The organism is Ochrobactrum teleogrylli (assembly GCF_006376685.1).
Taxonomy (GTDB): Bacteria; Pseudomonadota; Alphaproteobacteria; order Rhizobiales; family Rhizobiaceae; genus Brucella; species Brucella teleogrylli.
Window position 1 is genome coordinate 130,057 of the sequence record NZ_VEWL01000001.1, and the last position, 17,216, is coordinate 147,272.

Sequence of the window (17,216 nt, forward strand, 5' to 3'; positions counted from 1 at the left end):
TCATCCGGGGCGGATTGTTTGTTTGCGTGACAGGGGTTGCAGCCTTGCGCGTGAACATGGTGAAATAGCGGTTAATGCCGGATTGCCGCATGAGTTGCTCTCATGTACAAGGCAGTCCTCGGATAAATTTACGATCTGCCTTGGAGTTGCCGGTTTTTTGAGGCAAGGCACGCTGGAGCAAGCCTCGCGAACAAAGAATCGACAGGCGTAAAAGAAGTGGCGCTAATGAAGATTGACGGACGAGTTCTGATACTTATGACGGCTGTAGCGGGTCTTTCGCTGTCAGGCTGCATGTCATCGCCAACCTATGGAACGGACAAGACGTCGGGCGCACAGCTCCTCGACGACGTTTCCAATATGGCGAGCTTCGGCCAGGGCAAGAACAAGAAAGAACGCATCGACTACAAGCCGCGTCCCGATCTTGTACGTCCGGCTCCGGGCGACAAGGGTCAGCTCCCTGCGCCGCAGGACAATGTTGCAAGTGCGGGTGGTGCAAACTGGCCAGAATCGCCGGAACAGCGCCGTAAGCGCCTGCGCGATGAAATCACGGCCAACCGTGACAATCCGAATTTCGTCTCTCCGATCGAAGCTGACGGCCCGGTTGCAAGCAATTTGCAGACGGCGCTGCCGGGCGGCAACAGCCGCCGCGAAGAATATGATTCCCGTTTACCGAACGCCGATCCCAAGAAGATCGCCGCGCTGAAGGCAGAGCGTGCGGCGCAGACGCAGGGGTCGGCTACCAACCGCAAATATCTGAGCGAGCCGCCGCTTGCCTATCGCCAACCGGCGTCCACCGCCGCTACCGGCGAACTGGGTCAGGATGAGGCGCAAAAGGAACGCGAGCGCAAGAAGGCCGCTGGCAAGTCCAAGGGCTGGCGCGATTATCTTCCCTGGAACTAATTTTGGAATTATTCTGTAACAGTTTTCGCAGCCATGGCGCGAATATCCGCCGTGGCTGTTTTGTTTCGGACATAATAGAGATATACTCTTTCAAGATGAATAAAGGTATTGTTTCGTAATAAATTTATTTTTTTAATATTGTTCGAGATGACATCTATTTGATTTCAATCAAAGACATCATCGCTGGCATAAGGCACCGTGCCACTTTCAGTTTTAGGATACAGTTCAATGGCCAACGCAAACACGATCTGGGACAGCCGCAATGGTTATGGCGTTGTCTCCCGAAGCTTTCACTGGTTGATGGCCCTCTTGTTTCTCTGGCAGTTCATGTCGGCCATTCTGCGCGTCTTCGCCAAGGACAGCGCGATATATAGTTTCTTCTGGTCGATGCATCACCAGCTCGGTTTCGCATTGCTGGTGCTGGTTTTGTTGCGTGGCGTCTGGGGTATTTTGAATCTCGGTCGCCGTCCGCAGACAGACGGTCTTGTGGGCAAGATGGCATCGCTCGGGCATCTGGCGATTTATGGGCTGATGTTTGCCGTCCCGGCGCTCGGCTTGTTGCGTTCTTATGGCAATGGGCATGGCTTTTCGTTTCTCGGTCTGCAAATTTTCGCGGAGACAGGCGTGAAAAATGACGCGTTGACATCTCCGGGCAATGCTTTGCACGGCTTGTTCGGCTGGGTTCTGCTGGCGGTCATCGGCTGCCATGTCTTCATGGCGCTTTTCCACCATTTCGCGCTGCGTGACGACACACTGCGCCATATGACGGGGCATAAGGCTCGCGGCTGATAAGCCCCCGTGTCTTACAGGAATTTGAGGATAAAGAACCCCGGAAGAAGACATAAGGCGGCGCAGAGGCAATAGGTAAAGCCAAAGCAATCGCGCCAGATTCTGGCCACTTCGGCTTGATCCTTATGGTCCGGTTTGGACGCCGCCGTTTTTGCGCGAATGCGTGTGATGATCTTTGCAAGACCTGCTGCGACGCCAATAACCAGCAAAGCCCCCGCCAGAAATAGCAGTTCAATAAGATATATGGACCGGGTCACCAGCCCTGTTCCATAGGCCCAGCTGTATATTTGCCTCTGAAAAGATAATGGCCCGAACGCCAGCAGCAGGGAGAAAGCGGCGATACAATAGAGACCAAAGCGTTTGCACCTAATGCTGACGGGCGCTGGTGGCTGGCTTTCAAACTCTGCCAACTGGCGGCGAAAGCTTCGCGCCTGAATCCAGGGCATGTAAAAAATCGCAATGACGCCGACCAGAATATAATTCAGCACATCTTCCGCCGAGATTGCCAGTGCGGGAAAATATCGATTGATAACAATGACCGCGCCCAGCCAGCTGAGAAGCAGGACAGCGATCAGCGGCATGAGAAGCGCAAATACCAGAATATTCTGTCGGCGGCTTACGGTGGGCTCGGACATACCGGTCAGCGTTTCTCGCGAAAAAAATCCTTGAGGATTTTCTGCGCTTCGCCTTCCGAAAACCCTGCATAGATTTCCGGTACATGATGACAGGTCGGCTGGGTGTAGAAGCGTGGGCCGTGTTCGACGCCGCCGCCTTTGGGGTCGGATGCGCCGTAATAGAGGCGGCGGATGCGCGCAAAGGAAATTGCAGCCGCGCACATGGCGCAGGGTTCCAGCGTCACGTAGAGGTCGCAATCGACAAGCCGCTCCGATTGCAGGGCCTCACCAGCCTGGCGAATGACCAGCACTTCGGCATGGGCGGTCACGTCGTTCAGCTCCCGCGTGCGGTTTCCCGCGCGGGCGATGATCTGCCCTTCATGAACGACAACAGCGCCAATCGGCACTTCGCCGCGCGCGCCTGCAGCACGTGCTTCATCCAGCGCGGCGCCCATCGGTGTTGCCATGTCGGTAACGGTTGCGGGTGCCCGCTCTTTCATGCGCACTCCATTTCGTGCATTGATCGGGAAATTTCGCTCGCAAGCACTGGAGCGATTTGTTACTGCATAATTCTCGAAATCGAAACCGATTTGCGAACAGATTTATACGGCGTTTTCGTTCCAGACATTCCTTTGCCTGCTTTCGACGGTGCAAGGCGATACGGAAACGCTGCTGAGAGGCCAATACCAGATGACTAAAGACGACGATAACAAGGGCGGCAAGCCGCCTCATGGCCGTAGTGGACGCCCCGAGGGTCGTTCGGGCGGACGCCCGGCTGGACGCGGCGGCGACCGCCCCGGCCGTGACAGCCGACCGCGCCGCGATGAAGGCGACCGGGATGACGCGCGCCGCGCCGGTCCGCGCCGGGGTGCCCCGCGCGATGTGGAAACCGAAGAAGATACCAGCGAACGCATCGCCAAGCGTCTGGCGCGTGTCGGCATCGCTTCGCGCCGCGAAGCGGAAACGATGATCGCCGCCGGGCGTATCGCGGTCAATGGCAAGGTGCTGGACAGCCCTGCGGTCAATGTGAAGCGTACCGACGTCATCACCGTTGACGGCAAGCCGCTAAAACAGGCCGAGCGCACCCGCCTGTGGCTCTACCACAAGCCTGCGGGTCTCGTGACCACCAATCGCGATCCGGAAGGTCGCCCGACCGTGTTCGACGCTCTGCCAGCCGAAATGCCGCGCGTGCTGTCGGTTGGCCGTCTTGACATCAACACCGAAGGGCTTCTGCTGCTCACCAATGATGGCGGGCTGTCGCGGGTTCTGGAACTGCCATCTACCGGCTGGCTGCGCCGCTATCGCGTGCGCGCCCATGGCAAGGTCACGCAGCCGCAGCTCGATGAATTGAAGAACGGTATCGCTGTCGATGGCGTGTTCTATGGCAGCATCGAAGCCGAGCTTGAGCGTGTTCAGGGCGCGAATGTCTGGATCAATATTGGTCTGCGCGAAGGCAAGAACCGGGAAGTGAAGAACATTCTTGGCGCGCTCGGTCTGACGGTCGGTCGCCTGATCCGCGTGTCCTTCGGCCCGTTCCAGCTTGGCGATCTTGAAGAAGGCGCTGTGCGCGAAATCAAGGGGCGCACGCTGCGCGATCAGCTGGGCGACAAGCTGATTGAAGATTCCGGTGCCGATTTCGACGCGCCGATCTTCAACGAGTTCTCCAATGCCGCTGTGCAGGGCCGCACCCGTCGCGAGATGGAAGAAGCTCAACCGGAACAGGAAGGCGAAACCCGCCGCGCACCGCGTGAGCGCGAGTGGATTTCCAGCCGCCCGGAACGCCGTCGCGGACGTGAGGAAAAGACCGAAAAGGTCGAGCCGCGCCGTCGCGGCAACGCCAATGTGTGGATGGCGCCCGGCGCACGTCCAAAGGGCGAGAAGGCCGCTGCCAAGCCTGCTCGCGTCGAACATCAGATGCCGCATCGCGGCGCGAAGTTCAGCGGCGACATGCAGGTGCGTCCGCGCCGTTCGGACGATGCGGAGCAAGGTCGCGAAGAGGGCGGCGAGCGCCGTTACAACAAGCGTCTGGAAGGCCAGCGTTCAAGCGGTCCGCGCGCTGGCGGCAAGCCGGGAGCGGAAGGTCGCTCTTACGGCCCTCGCGCCGAAGGCTCTCGTTTTGAAGGTGGTCGTGCGGAAACGCGCGAAAAGCGCGAGGATGGGCACAAGGAGCGTCGCCCCGGCAAGCGTGAGCGCGCTGAGCTGCGCGATGCAGCTTCCGGCGAGCGCTCGCAGGGCGGTTTTGAGGGTCGCAAGACGTTCAAGTCTGACAAGCCATATAAGTCCGACAAGCCGGGCGGTGCGCGCGGTGAGGGCCGTTTCGGCGGTTCCGATCGCGACACGCGTTCAGGCGCGCGCAGCGGTGGCGCTCCACGCGGTTTCAGCGACGGCCCGCGTCGCGGTCCTGAAGGTGGAAAGCCAGCTGGCAAATCGGGCGGCAAGCCTGGTGGACGCCCGGGTGGAAAGCCGACCGGTGGCAAGCCCACCGGCGGAAAACCAGGCGGCGGTGGCAGATCGGGAGGCGGCGGTGCGGATCGTCGGCGGTAAGTTTCGCGGTCGCCCGCTTGTAACACCGTCCACCAACGCCATTCGCCCCACTACGGACCGCACGCGCGAGAGCCTGTTCAATGTTCTCGCGCACAGCTTTCCCGACAAGGTGGAAGGCGCGCGTGTGCTTGATCTCTTCGCAGGCACCGGCGCGCTTGGTCTTGAAGCCCTTTCGCGCGGCGCGCGATACGCGACCTTCGTGGAGGAATCCGCGGAGGGCCGGGGGCTGTTGCGCCAAAATGTCGAGGCGCTCGGCTTGCAGGGCCACACGAAGATTCTCCGCCGTGACGCCTGCCAGCTTGGCATTGTCGGCACGATGGAACCGTTCGATCTGATCTTCGCAGATCCACCTTATGGGCGGCGCATGGGCGAAAAAGCATTTTTATCGGCACTTCAGGGCGGCTGGCTTAATCCTGACGCACTTTTGGTGCTTGAAGAGGCTGCCGAAGCTTCGCTCGAGCTTGACGAACAATTTGTTGTGCTTGACGAGCGGAACTATGGCGGCACAATCATTCGGCTCATCCAAATCAAAGCCGATTGAGATGATTTGCAGCGGTGTTTGCCGTCGCGTTCTTTTTGTGCGGCGACGGTGTCGCCGATATTGATTTGAAGCATGCCGCCCGGAAAGGTCGGGCGGAAATGAAACCGATTGGAGATGTCGCTTGGTGAATAACACCTCCCTCCGACGCCTGTTTTTATCGACCGCTCTTGGTTTCGCGCTGGCTTTGCCGCTCGCAACCGGCTCCGTTGAAGCTCAAAATCAACCCCCTGCCCAAACCGATGCCGCCGAGCCAGCGCCCGCGCCACAGGCGCAAGGCGATCAGGCTGATCAGGCGGCTCTGCCGGAAATCACCCAGTCGGATGGCGTCAGCAATTTCACCTTGCCCAATGGCCTGAAAGTCGTGGTCATTCCCGATCATCGCGCGCCGGTGGTGACGCAGATGATCTGGTATCATGTCGGATCGGCAGACGAAGTGCCGGGCGTTTCCGGCATTGCGCATTTTCTTGAACATCTGATGTTCAAGGGTACGAAAACCCATCCGGCAGGGGAATTTTCGGCCAAGGTCGCGTCGATCGGCGGCGAAGAAAACGCGTTCACCTCCTATGATTACACAGCCTATTATCAGCGGGTTTCGCCGGAAGCGCTGGAAATGATCATGGATTTCGAGTCGGACCGGATGGAAAATCTGGTGCTGAACGATGAAGCCGTGACGACCGAGCGCGAAGTCATTCTGGAAGAACGCCGCATGCGCGTCGATTCCACCCCGGCGGCCATGCTCAATGAAAACACCGATGCGGTGCTGTTCTATAACCACCCCTACCGCAAGCCGGTGATCGGCTGGCGGCAGGAAATGGAAAAGCTGAGCCTCAAGAACGCCATCGATTTCTATCAGCAATATTACACGCCGAACAATGCCACGCTGGTCATCGCCGGTGACGTGACGCCGGAACGCGTGCGTGAATTGACGCTCAAGACCTGGGCCCGCGTACCGAAGCGCGCTGAAGTTCTGCCGCGCGACCGCCCGCAGGAGCCTGAAAAACATGCCGCACGCGTGGTGACGCTGCATGATGCGCGCATCAGCACGCCTTCCTTCCGCATGTCATGGCTGGTTCCTTCCTATGCCAATGAAAAGCGTTTTCCCGGTGTGAAGCCGGGTGATGCGCCGGCGCTCGATCTCTTGAGCGAAATTCTCGGCGGCTCGACCCGTTCGCGCCTTTATCAGACGCTGATCGTCAAAAACGGCATCGCGGCCAACACGGGCGCAGCCTATGGCGGTGATGCGCTGGATGACGGCACGTTCTCGGTCTATGGCTCACCGCGCGACGGCGCAACGCTGGGCGAGGTCGAGAAGGCGGTGGAAGCCGAGCTTGCGCGCATCGTCAAGGACGGCGTGACCCAGACCGAACTGGATCAGGCGCGCAATCGCTTCCTGAAGGCGGTTATTTTCGCGCGTGACAGTCAGGCCGGTATGGCGCGGATTTATGGTTCGACGCTTTCTGTTGGCCAGTCCGTGGACGATATCCAGAAATGGCCAGACCTTATCAAATCCGTGACGGTGGATCAGATTCGTGATGTGGCCGAGCGGTATCTCGTCAAGGACCAGTCGGTGACCAGCTACCTCCTGCCACCCGATGCCGAACCGGAAAATGCCCGTGAGAACCCCAACGCGCCCGCAAGCGGTGCCAGCGGCAATGGTGCAGAGGGAGCGATCCAATGAAGACCATAATCATGCTGAACTTCAAACGCGTCTTTGCTTCTCGCGCTCGCTCGTTCGCAAGCGTTCTGGTCGCATCCATGACGCTTCTCGTGATTTGCGCATTGCCTGCGCGCGCCATCGAAATTCAGGAAGTCGTCTCGCCGAAGGGCATTCATGCCTGGCTGGTGGAGGACAGTTCGGTGCCACTGGTATCCATGCGCTTCTCGTTCAAGGGCGGCACGTCGCAGGACCCCGCAGGCAAGGAAGGCCTCGCCAATCTGATGACTGGCCTGTTCGATGAAGGCGCTGGCGATCTCGATTCCGATGCGTTTCAGGAACGGATCGATAATCTTGGCGCCGAAATGAGCTTCACCGCCACGCAGGACGCCGTTTCCGGCGGCGTTCGCATGCTGGCGGAAAATCGCGATGCGGTGATGGACCTCGTGGCGCTGGCGGTCAACAAGCCGCGCTTCGACCAGCCCGCCATTGATCGCATTCGCAGTCAGGTCGTGGCCAGCATCGAGGCTTCACAGCGCAGCCCCGGCACCATTGCCGCTCGCCGTTTCGCGGAAGTGCTTTATGGCAACCATCCCTATGCGCGTCCCGACGAAGGTACGGCGAAATCGCTCCAGACGATCACCCGCGACGATCTGGTGACGTTCCATCGCAAGAATTTCGCCCGCGACCGGCTGACCATCGGTGTGGTCGGCGCGATCAATGCCAAGGACCTTGGCGTGATGCTCGACAAGGTGTTCGGCGATCTGCCCGCAGCGGCTGAGCTTGTGCCGGTGCCTGACGTCAAGCTGGCGCTCGGCACCACTACCAGCCTCTCCTTCGATGTGCCGCAGACGTCGATCCGGTTTGTCTATCCGGCAATCCCGCGCAAAGACCCGGACTTCTTCGCGGCCTATCTGATGAACCACATTCTGGGCGGCGGCTTCACCTCGCGGCTTTATGCCGAAGTGCGTGAAAAGCGCGGTCTCGCCTATTCGGTTTCGTCGCAGCTGGTGTTGCATGACCATGTCACGGCCTTGGTGATCTCCACCGCGACACGCCCGGAAAAGGCACAGGATTCGCTCAAGATCATTCGCGAGCAGGTGGCAGCCATGGCGAGCGACGGTCCGACGGAAGCCGAACTTGCCGCCGCGAAAAGCTTCCTCAAGGGGTCTTACGCGGTGAACAATCTTGATTCTTCGGGCGCGATTGCCGAAACACTGGTCAGCTTGCAGGATGCGGGACTGCCGCGCGATTATATCGACAAGCGCTCGGCGCTTATCGAGGCGGTGACGCTCGATCAGATCAAGGCTATTGCCAAGAAGCTGCTCGATGCCGAACCGGCAATACTGATTTACGGACCTGCTAAGAGTTGAGGCTCTGCGATATTCGGGCAATGGCGGCCTGCAAATGGCGTGGTTTGAGTTTATGCGCATGATCTCATCCGAAAAGTCTGCAACTTTTCGGGATCATACGACTTCCGGTGCTCATGTACTTTAAGTACACTCCGCTTCGGTTCTCAAACCCCACCATTTTCGGCTCCCCATAGCCCGAATCTCACCAGAGCCTTGGGCGCCTAAAAACCGAAGATTCCTCTCAAGGGGATAGAGTGTTGGATAACGCCATGCCGTCATCGCCCCGCATTGCCGTCGCTTTCGGCGGCGGCGGCGCGCGCGGCATTGCGCATCTGCATATCATCGAAACGCTGGACGAGCTGGGCATCAGGCCCGTGGCCATCGCTGGCTCATCCATCGGATCGATTGTCGGCGCGGGCATGGCGAACGGCATGCGCGGCACGGAAATACACGACTATATGGCGGCGATCTTCAATCGCCGTTCGGAAGTTGCGCGCCGCATGTGGCAGACGCGTCCATCCCGCTGGGTTGAACTGCTGAAAGGCGGCTTTCGCGTCAGCCAGTTCAACATCGAGAAAATTATCGATGCCTTTCTTCCGGCATCGCTGCCCGCCAATGTGGAAGATCTCAAGATTCCCATGAGCATCACGGCGGCGGACTTCCACGCCGCCAAGGAGGTTCAGATTGTCGATGGGGATTTGCGTTCCGCTATTGCGGCTTCCTGCGCCATTCCGCCGGTTTTCGCGCCGGTGCGCCGCAATGGCCGCATTCTTGTCGATGGCGGTCTCTTCAATCCGGTGCCGTTCGATCTTCTGTTCGACAAGGCCGATATCGTCATCGGCATTGATGTCGTTGGGGCGCCGCCCGGTGATGACGACTATATGCCGACGACATTCGAAGCGGTCATCGGCGGTAATCAGCTGACCATGTGTTCGATCATCGAGAACAAATTCCGCATTCGCCCGCCGCATATTTTTCTGCGACCGGATGTCGGCCGCATCGGGCTGCTCGATTTCCTGAAATTCGATCAGATTCTCGACCAGAGCGCCGGGGTTCGCGAGGAACTGAAACAGGCCCTCGACCGCATTATCGAGGGCGATAATCTTCCGACGCTGTCCTAGCTCCCGCTTTATTCGGCGGGAATTGCATCTTCCATCGTATCGTCATTGGCGGCAGGCGAAGGCGCATCCACCGTCTTGTCTATGCGCTGGCCTTCACGCGTCGGCTTGACCAGAGGTTCAGGCGTAACGGGCTTGTTGAACAGCAAATGCCGCCCGGCCATGATGCCTTCCGACGCCTGAACATGCAGCCGGTCCTCGTCGCGCTGGCGCACATCCTCGCGGATGGCATAGGCGTTGTTCTCGGCCATGCCGAGACCTTCCAGCGTGCGCTGCCCAAAAAGCAGACCGGATTCGAAAGTTTCGCGCAACTCGTATTCCACGCCCTGCGCCCGCAACTGCAACGTATGCTCGCGGTCATAGGAGCGTACGAACAGGCGCACATCCGGATAATCCGACTGGATCAGGCTGACGATATGGTTGGTCGTTTCCTTATTGTGTGTGCACACCGCGACGATCTTGGCCTTGCGGATACCGGAAGCTTCCAGCACATCCTTGCGGGTGCCATCGCCGAAATAGATGCGGAAACCGAACTTGCCTGCTGCGCGTACGCGGTTGGGCGATTTGTCGATCACCGTCACGTCGATACCGCCAGCCAGCAGGATCTGCGATGCGATCTGGCCATAACGCGAGAAGCCGATCATCAACACGTCGGAACCGGCGCCTTCGAAATCCTCTTCGATTTCATCGACGGGCTTGTCCTTGATGAGAAGCTTCGAACCGATGGCCACCGAAAGCGGGGTCAGCGCCATGGACACGGTGACAGCCGCCACCAGTTCAGAGCCAAGCGCGCTGGAGATGATCGCCGCAGCCGAAGCAGCGGAGAACAAAACGAAGGCAAACTCGCCGCCCTGCGGCAGCAGGAAAGCGATGCGCACGGCGTCGTTATGGCTGGAGCGGAAGATGCGGCACAGAACATAGATGACGGCGATCTTTGCGACCATGAACACCGGCACGGCCAGAAGGATCGTCTTCCAATATTCCAGAATTACGCTGAGATTGAGCGACAGGCCCACCGCGACGAAGAACAGGCCGAGGAAAATACCGCGGAACGGTTCGATGTCGGCTTCCAGTTCGTGACGATAGGAGGATTCCGCCAGCAATACGCCAGCGATGAATGCGCCCATCGCCATCGACAGACCGGCGGCCTGCAACAGTCCCGCCGAACCCAGCACGACGAAGAGCGCGGCGGCAATCATAACCTCGCGCGCGCCGGTATTGGCGATGATGCGGAACATCGGGTTGATCAGATAGCGCCCGGCAATGACGAGCGCGGCGATGGCCGCAACCGCCGTTGCCAGATGAAAGCCCGCGCTTGCCTGCGAGGGTTCATTCGGCGAGAGGGCCGGAATGATCGCCAGAATTGGAACGATGGCGAGGTCCTGAAACAACAGGATCGCGAAAGCGCGCTGCCCATGCTTCTGGTTGGTCTCGGCGCGATCCTCCAGCACCTGCATGGCGAAGGCCGTCGAGGAAAGGGCAAGACCGAAGCCGATGATGATCGCGGCCTCCGGGTTGAGGCCAGCCAGATAAATCCCGAGCGCGGTGAGAACCGCGCCACATAGCAGAACCTGTGCCGCGCCAAGCCCGAAGATGGCGTGGCGCAGCGCCCAGAGCCGCGACGGCTTCAGTTCGAGGCCGATGATGAACAGCAGGAAAACCACGCCAAGCTCGGAAAAGTGCAGGAATTCCTCGCCATCGGCGATGAGGCGCGCGACGGGGCCAATCGTGATGCCAGCGGCCAGATAGCCCAGCACTGTGCCAAGCCCCAGACGCTTGAACAGCGGCGCGGCGATGATGGCGCCGCCAAGGATCATCAGGGCCTGTAGGTAGAGATTTCCACCGGTCGGAATCATGCTGTGCGCTCTTGTGGTTCGGAGACGGACGGGTCTCGCGACGTGAGGATTTGGAGAAATGTGGACGGGCTTGCCTTGATGCCCCCCGATTTCGGCAATATAGAAGCAAGATATGGCTGCAATCAGCCCAATGTCGACCAAATTGACGATATTTTTTTAGCAAGTCCCGGTCACGACCCGTTGCACAATGCAATGTCCGGTCAGGCGGAGGCGAGCTTGCCAAAGCGGGATTATGCAATGATTTCAGATAATTCAGCGGAAAAGCTGGTCGAGCGCGCGGCCCAGTTGGTGAAGGCTGCCGAACGTGCTGGCGCCGATCATGCCGATGCCGTGGTGATGCGCGCCCGCTCTGTCAGCGTCTCGGTAAGGCTTGGCAAGGTTGAGGGAACCGAATCGTCGGAGAGCGACGATTTTGCGCTGCGCGTTTTTGTCGGTCGGCGGATCGCCAGCGTTTCGGCCAATGCGGGTGCCGATCCGGACCGTCTGGCGGAGCGCGCCGTCGCCATGGCGCGTGTTGCGCCGGAAGATCCCTATGAAGCGCTTGCCGATCCGGCGCTGCTGGTGAAGTCGCCGCGCGATCTCGATCTTTACGACACGACCGAAATCGACACCGACCGTCTGACGCAGGATGCGCTGGCGACGGAAGCAGCAGCGCTTGAAGTCAAAGGCGTGACCAATTCCGGCGGCGCGGGCGCATCGCGCAGCCTCGGCGGGCTGGTGCTTGTCACCTCCACCGGCTTTGCTGGCCATTATGCCGCCACGCGCTTCGGTCGCTCGGTTTCGGCCATTGCGGGCGAAGGCACCAGGATGGAGCGCGATTATGATTTCAGTTCGCGGCTGCATTTCGCCGATCTCGATACGCCGGACGCTATCGGTCGTCGTGCCGGTGAGCGCGCAGTGCGCAGGCTTGGCGCGCGACAGGCGAAGACCGGCCCGGTCACGGTAGTCTTTGATCCGCGCCTCGCACGCGGTATTGCCGGGCATTTGGCCAGCGCCATTAATGGCGCGTCGGTTGCGCGCAAGACGAGCTTTCTGCGCGACAGCCTGGGTAAGCAGATATTGAAGCAGGGCATCAACGTCACCGATAATCCGCTGCGCATGCGCGGCTCGTCGTCCCGTCCGTTCGACGGTGAAGGCATTGAGGGCCAGCCGCTGACCATGATTGAGGATGGCGTGCTGCAACACTGGCTGCTGTCCGGTTCCAGCGCCCGCGAACTGGGCCAGACGGGCAACGGACGCGGCGTGCGCTCGGGGTCCGGTGTTTCACCTGCCTCGACCAATTTTGCCATCGAGCCGGGCACGCAGTCGCCGGAAGACCTTATCCGCGCTGTCGGCACGGGCTTTTATGTGACAGAAGTGTTCGGGCAGGGCGTCGATATGATCACCGGCCAATATAGTCGTGGCGCTTCCGGTTTCTGGATCGAAAATGGCGAGCTGGCCTATCCGGTCAGCGAAGTCACCATCGCGTCGAACCTCAAGGACATGTTCCTCAATCTGACACCTGCATCGGATATCGACCGCAATTTCGGGATGACCGCGCCTACCCTCGTGATCGAAGGCATGACCCTTGCCGGAAACTGACAAACAGAGCGAAGCCCGTGCAGAACTGGCGCTGTTGCGCGATGCCGCCCGCGAGGCCGGACGCATCGCCATGCGTTATTTCGGGCGCTCGCCGGAAGTCTGGTTGAAGGACGGTCACTCGCCAGTGAGCGAGGCCGACCTTGCGGTGGACCGCTATCTGAAAGACGTGCTTTTGACGGCGCGCCCCGATTATGGCTGGATTTCCGAAGAAACCACCGATGACCGCGCCAAGGCAAAGCGGCGGCGCGCTTTCGTCGTCGATCCCATCGACGGCACCCGTGCCTATATTGCCGGTCAGGACCAGTGGTGCGTGAGCATCGCGATTGTGGAGGACGGCAGGCCGATTGCCGGGGTTTTGGAATGTCCGGTTCGCAAAGAACTGATCGAGGCCGGGCAGGGACTTGGTGCGGTGCAAAACGATGCGCCGATCCATGTCAAACTACCGCCTGAAGGCGGGACGCTCACCATCGCTTCGGCGCGTAGCGCAACGACCATATTTCCAGAAACATGGCGCGACAGGGTCAAGCTGCATGCCTATGTGCCGTCGCTTGCCTATCGTATTGCGATGGTGGCACGGGGCGATATTGCGGGCACCTTCATTCGGCCAAATTCGCATGATTGGGATCTGGCTGCAGCCGATCTCATCTTGAGTGAGTCGGGCGGGGCTATTCTGACAAACGATGCTCTTCCGCTCATTTATGGCGGTCCGACGCGGAGCCACGGCGCTCTTGTCGCGGCCAGCGGGAATTTGCTGCGTGAAATGTTGAGTGTTGTCGCGGAGTGACCGTTGGGTTAATCATGCCGCGAACCAAAATTGTTCAGGGATTATTGTCATGAGTGTCGAAGGCGACAAAAAGCAGCTTCTTCATCTGGTATTCGGCGGCGAGCTGTCCAAGCTTGGAACCGTACAATTCCGCGATCTCGAAAACCTCGATATCGTCGGCATCTATCCCAACTACGAATCCGCAAAAGCCGCCTGGAAGGCCAAGGCTCAAGCGACTGTCGACAACGCTCATATGCGTTATTTCATCGTGCACCTGCATCGGTTGCTCGATCCCGAAGGTGTGACCCTGCAGGCGGACTGAGCAGTTTGCCCGGTCCAGACCAACATATGACGGAAGTCGAAGAGCGGTCCGTTCAGCCCGCGGCCCAGCCCGACAGGCGCAAGAAAAAAGACGGCCTTGCCAAGCGTCTTTGGAAGCGCGTGCGCGGGCCGCTGGCGCAGTCGGCTGTCGTCAAGTCGATATTGGTCTGGCTCATCACGAGCTATTTCAAGCTTGTCTATTATACCAACACGCGGCTGAAGGGCTCGGCTGATCCGCAAGCGCTGGTCGGCAAGGACGATCCTTTCATCGTGACCTTCTGGCATGGCCAGCATCTGATGGGGCCGTTCATCTGCCCCAAGGGGATCGAACTGGTCGCCATGTTTTCGCGCAGCGCCGATGCGGAGCTGAACGCCCGCGTCGCTGAAAAGCTCGGTCTCATGACCGTGCGCGGGTCCGGCGGGCGCAGCTCGCGGGCACAGCCAGAAAAAGGCGGTGCGCGTGCGCTTCTCACCTTGAAGAATGCGCTGAAAAAAGGACAGTCGGCATCGATCATCGCCGACATTCCCCACGGCACGCCGCGTGAGGCCGGCGAGGGGATCATTTTGTTGGCGAAATTGTCCGGGCGACCGATCATTCCGGTTGCTTATGCCTTCTCGAGAAATCATGTTTTGGAGAAGTCATGGGACAAGACGACGATTCCACTGCCTTTTGGACGGTCCGTTGTTGTGCGCGCCGACAATGTCTGGGTAGATGCCGACGCCGATGAAACGCAACTGGAAGAAAAACGCATGGAACTGACGCGCCTGCTGAATGACGCCACGGTGCGCGCCTATGCGGCATTGGAGAAAGCGAAATGAGCGAACGCTGGGCGCGCAATATATTGTCAGCCTATCGCATGTTCGGCTCCGCCGCCTATCCCTTCATGGGGCCTTACATTGCCTATCGCGCGTCGCGCGGCAAGGAAGAGCGGCAGCGCCGTGGTGAGCGTTATGGCAAGTCAGCCGTCGCCCGCCCACAAGGTCCGGTCATCTGGGCCCATGCGGCAAGTGTCGGCGAAAGTGTTGCCATCACGCCGCTGATCGAAAGCATTGCCTCCACCGGCATTCATGTCGTGATGACCACTGGCACGGTGACATCTGCAAAGCTTGTGGCCGATCAGCTGGGCTCCAAGGTCATTCATCAATATGCGCCGCTCGACCTGCAACCGGCGGTCAACAAATTCCTCAATCACTGGAAGCCGGACCTCGCCATCGGCTGCGAATCCGAAATCTGGCCCGCGACGGTGCTGTCGCTGGGCGGTCGTCATATTCCGCAAGTGCTGGTCAATGCCCGCATGTCGGATCGTTCCTTTGCCAGATGGCAAAAGCGGCCCGCGCTGGCCGAAGCCTTGTTCGAAAATTTCGCTCATGTCGTGGCCCAGTCGGAACTCGACGGCGACCGTTTCCGCACGCTTGGCGCCCGCCCGGTCAGCGTGTCGGGCAATCTGAAAGTCGATACCACGCCGCCGCCTGCTGATCCGCAAGCGCTCTCCATGTTGCAGCGGCAGATCGCCGGACGGCGCAGCTGGGCTGCGATCTCTACCCATGATGGAGAAGAGGCAATCGCCGCAGAAGTGCATCAGATGCTGAAGGTGCGCTATCCGCATCTCGTGACGATCATCGTGCCGCGTCATCCGGATCGCACGCCTGCCATCGAAGCGATGCTGGCGGAAAAGGGGCTGAAAGTCACCAGACGCAGCAGTGGCTTGGCCGTTGAAGCGGATACCGATATTCTGCTCGGCGATACAATTGGCGAAATGGGGCTTTATCTGCAATTGACCGAGATTGCCTTCATCGGCAATTCGCTGACCAAAGAAGGCGGGCACAATCCGCTGGAACCGGCGATGATGGGTACAGCTGTGCTGACTGGCAAGAATGTGCAGAACTTCCGCGAGTCCTTCCAGCGCCTGATCAAGAATGGCGGCGCGCGCATCGTGAAGGACAGGAACATGCTCGCCGGGGCGATCAATTTCCTGTTCAACAATCCGCAGCATCTGCGCGGCATGATCAATGCGGGCGTCAACACCGTGAAGGATATGCGCGGCGCGCTTGATCGCACGCTTGTCGCGCTGGAGCCGTTCATCCAGCCGCTTGTGCTGCAGGCGCAGTTCCCCGGCAATCGCAACGAGGTTGCCTACGTCCACGGCGGCATCTGATATGGCGAGCGAAGCGCCGCCATTCTGGTGGGAAAAGCTCGACTGGCGCGCAAGATCACTGGCCCCTGCCGCCTGGATTTACGGGTCTATCGCCGGGCGACGCCTGATCCGCTCCGAACCACCCAAAATCGCTTTGCCCGTTCTCTGTATCGGCAATTTCACCGTCGGTGGGGCAGGCAAGACGCCCACGGCGATTGCCTTTGCCAAGGGCGCGAAGGCGCGCGGGCTGAAGCCCGGCATCGTCTCGCGCGGCTATGGCGGGAGCTATAAAGGGTTGCATGTCGTTGACCCCGGCCATGACAGCGCCCGCTATGTCGGTGATGAACCGCTTTTGCTGGCGCGCCATGCGCCGGTGGCGCTTTCGCCCGACCGGGTGAAGGCCGCGCAGCATCTGCAATCGCTTGGCTGCGATTTCATCATCATGGATGACGGGTTCCAGAGCGCGCGGCTCCATGCCGATTTCGCGCTTTTGGTGGTGGATGCGGGGCGGGGCATCGGCAATGGCCGCGTCATCCCGGCGGGTCCATTGCGCGCGCCGCTGACCGACCAGATGCGCAAGACCGACGCGCTGTTGCGGATCGGCAAAGGCGATGCGGCGGATTTCGTGATCCGTCAGGCGGCCCGCGCCGGACGGCCGATCTATGAGGCCGCGCTTTTGCCTTCATCGTCGGCTACTGTTGCGGGGCAGCGTTGGCTGGCCTTTGCCGGTATCGGCAATCCCGACAAGTTTTATGCAAGTCTTGCACAGGCTGGCGGCGTCATCGCGGAAACGCGCTCGTTTCCCGATCATCACAGCTTTGAACCCGATGAAATCCGCGACCTGATCGATACGGCCCGCAGGCAGGGGCTGGGGCTGATCACCACGGCAAAGGACCATGTGCGTCTCGCCACAATGGTCGGTGTGCCGGCTGAATTTTTGTCGAAACTGGCGGTTCTCGATATCGATCTGAAATTCGAGCGCACGGATGCGCTCCATCATATCCTTGATACGGTGATCGAGCGCTTTAAAAGCCGGTCTTTATAAGGA

16 protein-coding genes are annotated in these 17,216 nt (G+C 59.7%); 13 read left to right on the plus strand and 3 right to left on the minus strand.

Annotation, left to right across the window (positions count from 1 at the left end; all coding sequences use genetic code 11):
• The first annotated feature begins 225 nt into the window (after window positions 1-225).
• Window positions 226-900: a hypothetical protein gene (locus FIC94_RS00580; protein ID WP_109367796.1), complete on the plus strand. Its 675-nt coding sequence runs from the start codon at window positions 226-228 to the stop codon at window positions 898-900.
• Window positions 901-1,128: 228 nt separating this feature from the next.
• Window positions 1,129-1,689 carry a cytochrome b gene (locus FIC94_RS00585; protein WP_140023560.1) on the plus strand — a complete coding sequence of 187 codons (561 nt, stop codon included), beginning with the start codon at window positions 1,129-1,131 and terminating at the stop codon, window positions 1,687-1,689.
• Between the two features lie 14 nt (window positions 1,690-1,703).
• On the opposite strand, the gene FIC94_RS00590 is transcribed toward FIC94_RS00585, so the two are convergent.
• Both FIC94_RS00590 and FIC94_RS00595 read right to left on the minus strand, forming a co-directional pair.
• The gene (locus FIC94_RS00590; RefSeq protein WP_140023561.1) at window positions 1,704-2,270 is read right to left on the minus strand and encodes a hypothetical protein; all 567 of its coding nucleotides are present in this window, start codon (window positions 2,268-2,270) and stop codon (window positions 1,704-1,706) included.
• Between the two features lie 59 nt (window positions 2,271-2,329).
• Entirely contained in the window at window positions 2,330-2,803 is a 474-nt protein-coding gene (locus FIC94_RS00595) for a nucleoside deaminase (RefSeq protein ID WP_140023562.1), read from the minus strand.
• Between the two features lie 190 nt (window positions 2,804-2,993).
• On the opposite strand from FIC94_RS00595, the gene FIC94_RS00600 reads away from it, so the two are divergent.
• From FIC94_RS00600 to FIC94_RS00620, 5 genes are all read left to right on the plus strand, one after another.
• Entirely contained in the window at window positions 2,994-4,847 is a 1,854-nt protein-coding gene (locus FIC94_RS00600; protein WP_140023563.1) for a pseudouridine synthase, read from the plus strand.
• A complete protein-coding gene (gene rsmD / locus FIC94_RS00605; RefSeq protein ID WP_109368034.1) occupies window positions 4,828-5,388 on the plus strand; it encodes a 16S rRNA (guanine(966)-N(2))-methyltransferase RsmD in 561 nt (186 codons plus the stop codon). The genes FIC94_RS00600 and rsmD overlap by 20 nt, the downstream gene beginning before the upstream one ends.
• 124 nt (window positions 5,389-5,512) lie before the next feature.
• Entirely contained in the window at window positions 5,513-7,066 is a 1,554-nt protein-coding gene (locus FIC94_RS00610) for a M16 family metallopeptidase (RefSeq protein WP_140023564.1), read from the plus strand.
• The gene (locus tag FIC94_RS00615) at window positions 7,063-8,415 is read left to right on the plus strand and encodes a M16 family metallopeptidase (protein ID WP_109367791.1); all 1,353 of its coding nucleotides are present in this window, start codon (window positions 7,063-7,065) and stop codon (window positions 8,413-8,415) included. The genes FIC94_RS00610 and FIC94_RS00615 overlap by 4 nt, the downstream gene beginning before the upstream one ends.
• A 236-nt stretch (window positions 8,416-8,651) precedes the next feature.
• Window positions 8,652-9,515: a patatin-like phospholipase family protein gene (locus tag FIC94_RS00620; protein WP_109367790.1), complete on the plus strand. Its 864-nt coding sequence runs from the start codon at window positions 8,652-8,654 to the stop codon at window positions 9,513-9,515.
• A gap of 8 nt (window positions 9,516-9,523) precedes the next feature.
• On the opposite strand, the gene FIC94_RS00625 is transcribed toward FIC94_RS00620, so the two are convergent.
• Window positions 9,524-11,368: a monovalent cation:proton antiporter-2 (CPA2) family protein gene (locus tag FIC94_RS00625; protein ID WP_109367789.1), complete on the minus strand. Its 1,845-nt coding sequence runs from the start codon at window positions 11,366-11,368 to the stop codon at window positions 9,524-9,526.
• A 237-nt stretch (window positions 11,369-11,605) separates the two neighbouring features.
• Here FIC94_RS00625 and FIC94_RS00630 point away from each other — a divergent pair, with 237 nt between their 5' ends.
• Genes FIC94_RS00630 through lpxK form a run of 6 tightly spaced genes read left to right on the plus strand, consistent with a single transcriptional unit; the run spans window position 11,606 to window position 17,213 of the window.
• A complete protein-coding gene (locus tag FIC94_RS00630) occupies window positions 11,606-12,949 on the plus strand; it encodes a TldD/PmbA family protein (RefSeq protein ID WP_140023565.1) in 1,344 nt (447 codons plus the stop codon).
• On the plus strand, window positions 12,936-13,733 hold the full coding sequence (locus FIC94_RS00635) for a 3'(2'),5'-bisphosphate nucleotidase CysQ (RefSeq protein ID WP_109367788.1): 798 nt from the start codon (window positions 12,936-12,938) through the stop codon (window positions 13,731-13,733). Before FIC94_RS00630 ends, FIC94_RS00635 begins: the two co-directional genes overlap by 14 nt.
• A gap of 49 nt (window positions 13,734-13,782) precedes the next feature.
• Window positions 13,783-14,034: a DUF4170 domain-containing protein gene (locus FIC94_RS00640; protein ID WP_109367787.1), complete on the plus strand. Its 252-nt coding sequence runs from the start codon at window positions 13,783-13,785 to the stop codon at window positions 14,032-14,034.
• 26 nt (window positions 14,035-14,060) lie between these two features.
• Window positions 14,061-14,852: a lysophospholipid acyltransferase family protein gene (locus FIC94_RS00645; RefSeq protein ID WP_140023566.1), complete on the plus strand. Its 792-nt coding sequence runs from the start codon at window positions 14,061-14,063 to the stop codon at window positions 14,850-14,852.
• Window positions 14,849-16,189: a lipid IV(A) 3-deoxy-D-manno-octulosonic acid transferase gene (gene waaA / locus FIC94_RS00650; RefSeq protein ID WP_109367785.1), complete on the plus strand. Its 1,341-nt coding sequence runs from the start codon at window positions 14,849-14,851 to the stop codon at window positions 16,187-16,189. The genes FIC94_RS00645 and waaA overlap by 4 nt, the downstream gene beginning before the upstream one ends.
• Before the next feature lies 1 nt (window position 16,190).
• The gene (gene lpxK, locus FIC94_RS00655) at window positions 16,191-17,213 is read left to right on the plus strand and encodes a tetraacyldisaccharide 4'-kinase (protein ID WP_140023567.1); all 1,023 of its coding nucleotides are present in this window, start codon (window positions 16,191-16,193) and stop codon (window positions 17,211-17,213) included.
• Window positions 17,214-17,216 lie beyond the last annotated feature (3 nt).

Coding starts and splice junctions, on each gene's coding strand:
- lpxK (WP_140023567.1), top strand. CDS start 16,191: ATGGCGAGCGAAGCGCCGCCATTCTGGTGGGAAAAGCTCGACTGGCGC.
- FIC94_RS00630 (WP_140023565.1), top strand. CDS start 11,606: ATGATTTCAGATAATTCAGCGGAAAAGCTGGTCGAGCGCGCGGCCCAG.
- FIC94_RS00580 (WP_109367796.1), top strand. CDS start 226: ATGAAGATTGACGGACGAGTTCTGATACTTATGACGGCTGTAGCGGGT.
- FIC94_RS00640 (WP_109367787.1), top strand. CDS start 13,783: ATGAGTGTCGAAGGCGACAAAAAGCAGCTTCTTCATCTGGTATTCGGC.
- FIC94_RS00615 (WP_109367791.1), top strand. CDS start 7,063: ATGAAGACCATAATCATGCTGAACTTCAAACGCGTCTTTGCTTCTCGC.
- FIC94_RS00595 (WP_140023562.1), bottom strand. CDS start 2,803: ATGAAAGAGCGGGCACCCGCAACCGTTACCGACATGGCAACACCGATG.
- FIC94_RS00625 (WP_109367789.1), bottom strand. CDS start 11,368: ATGATTCCGACCGGTGGAAATCTCTACCTACAGGCCCTGATGATCCTT.
- FIC94_RS00645 (WP_140023566.1), top strand. CDS start 14,061: ATGACGGAAGTCGAAGAGCGGTCCGTTCAGCCCGCGGCCCAGCCCGAC.
- waaA (WP_109367785.1), top strand. CDS start 14,849: ATGAGCGAACGCTGGGCGCGCAATATATTGTCAGCCTATCGCATGTTC.
- FIC94_RS00585 (WP_140023560.1), top strand. CDS start 1,129: ATGGCCAACGCAAACACGATCTGGGACAGCCGCAATGGTTATGGCGTT.
- FIC94_RS00590 (WP_140023561.1), bottom strand. CDS start 2,270: ATGCCGCTGATCGCTGTCCTGCTTCTCAGCTGGCTGGGCGCGGTCATT.
- FIC94_RS00600 (WP_140023563.1), top strand. CDS start 2,994: ATGACTAAAGACGACGATAACAAGGGCGGCAAGCCGCCTCATGGCCGT.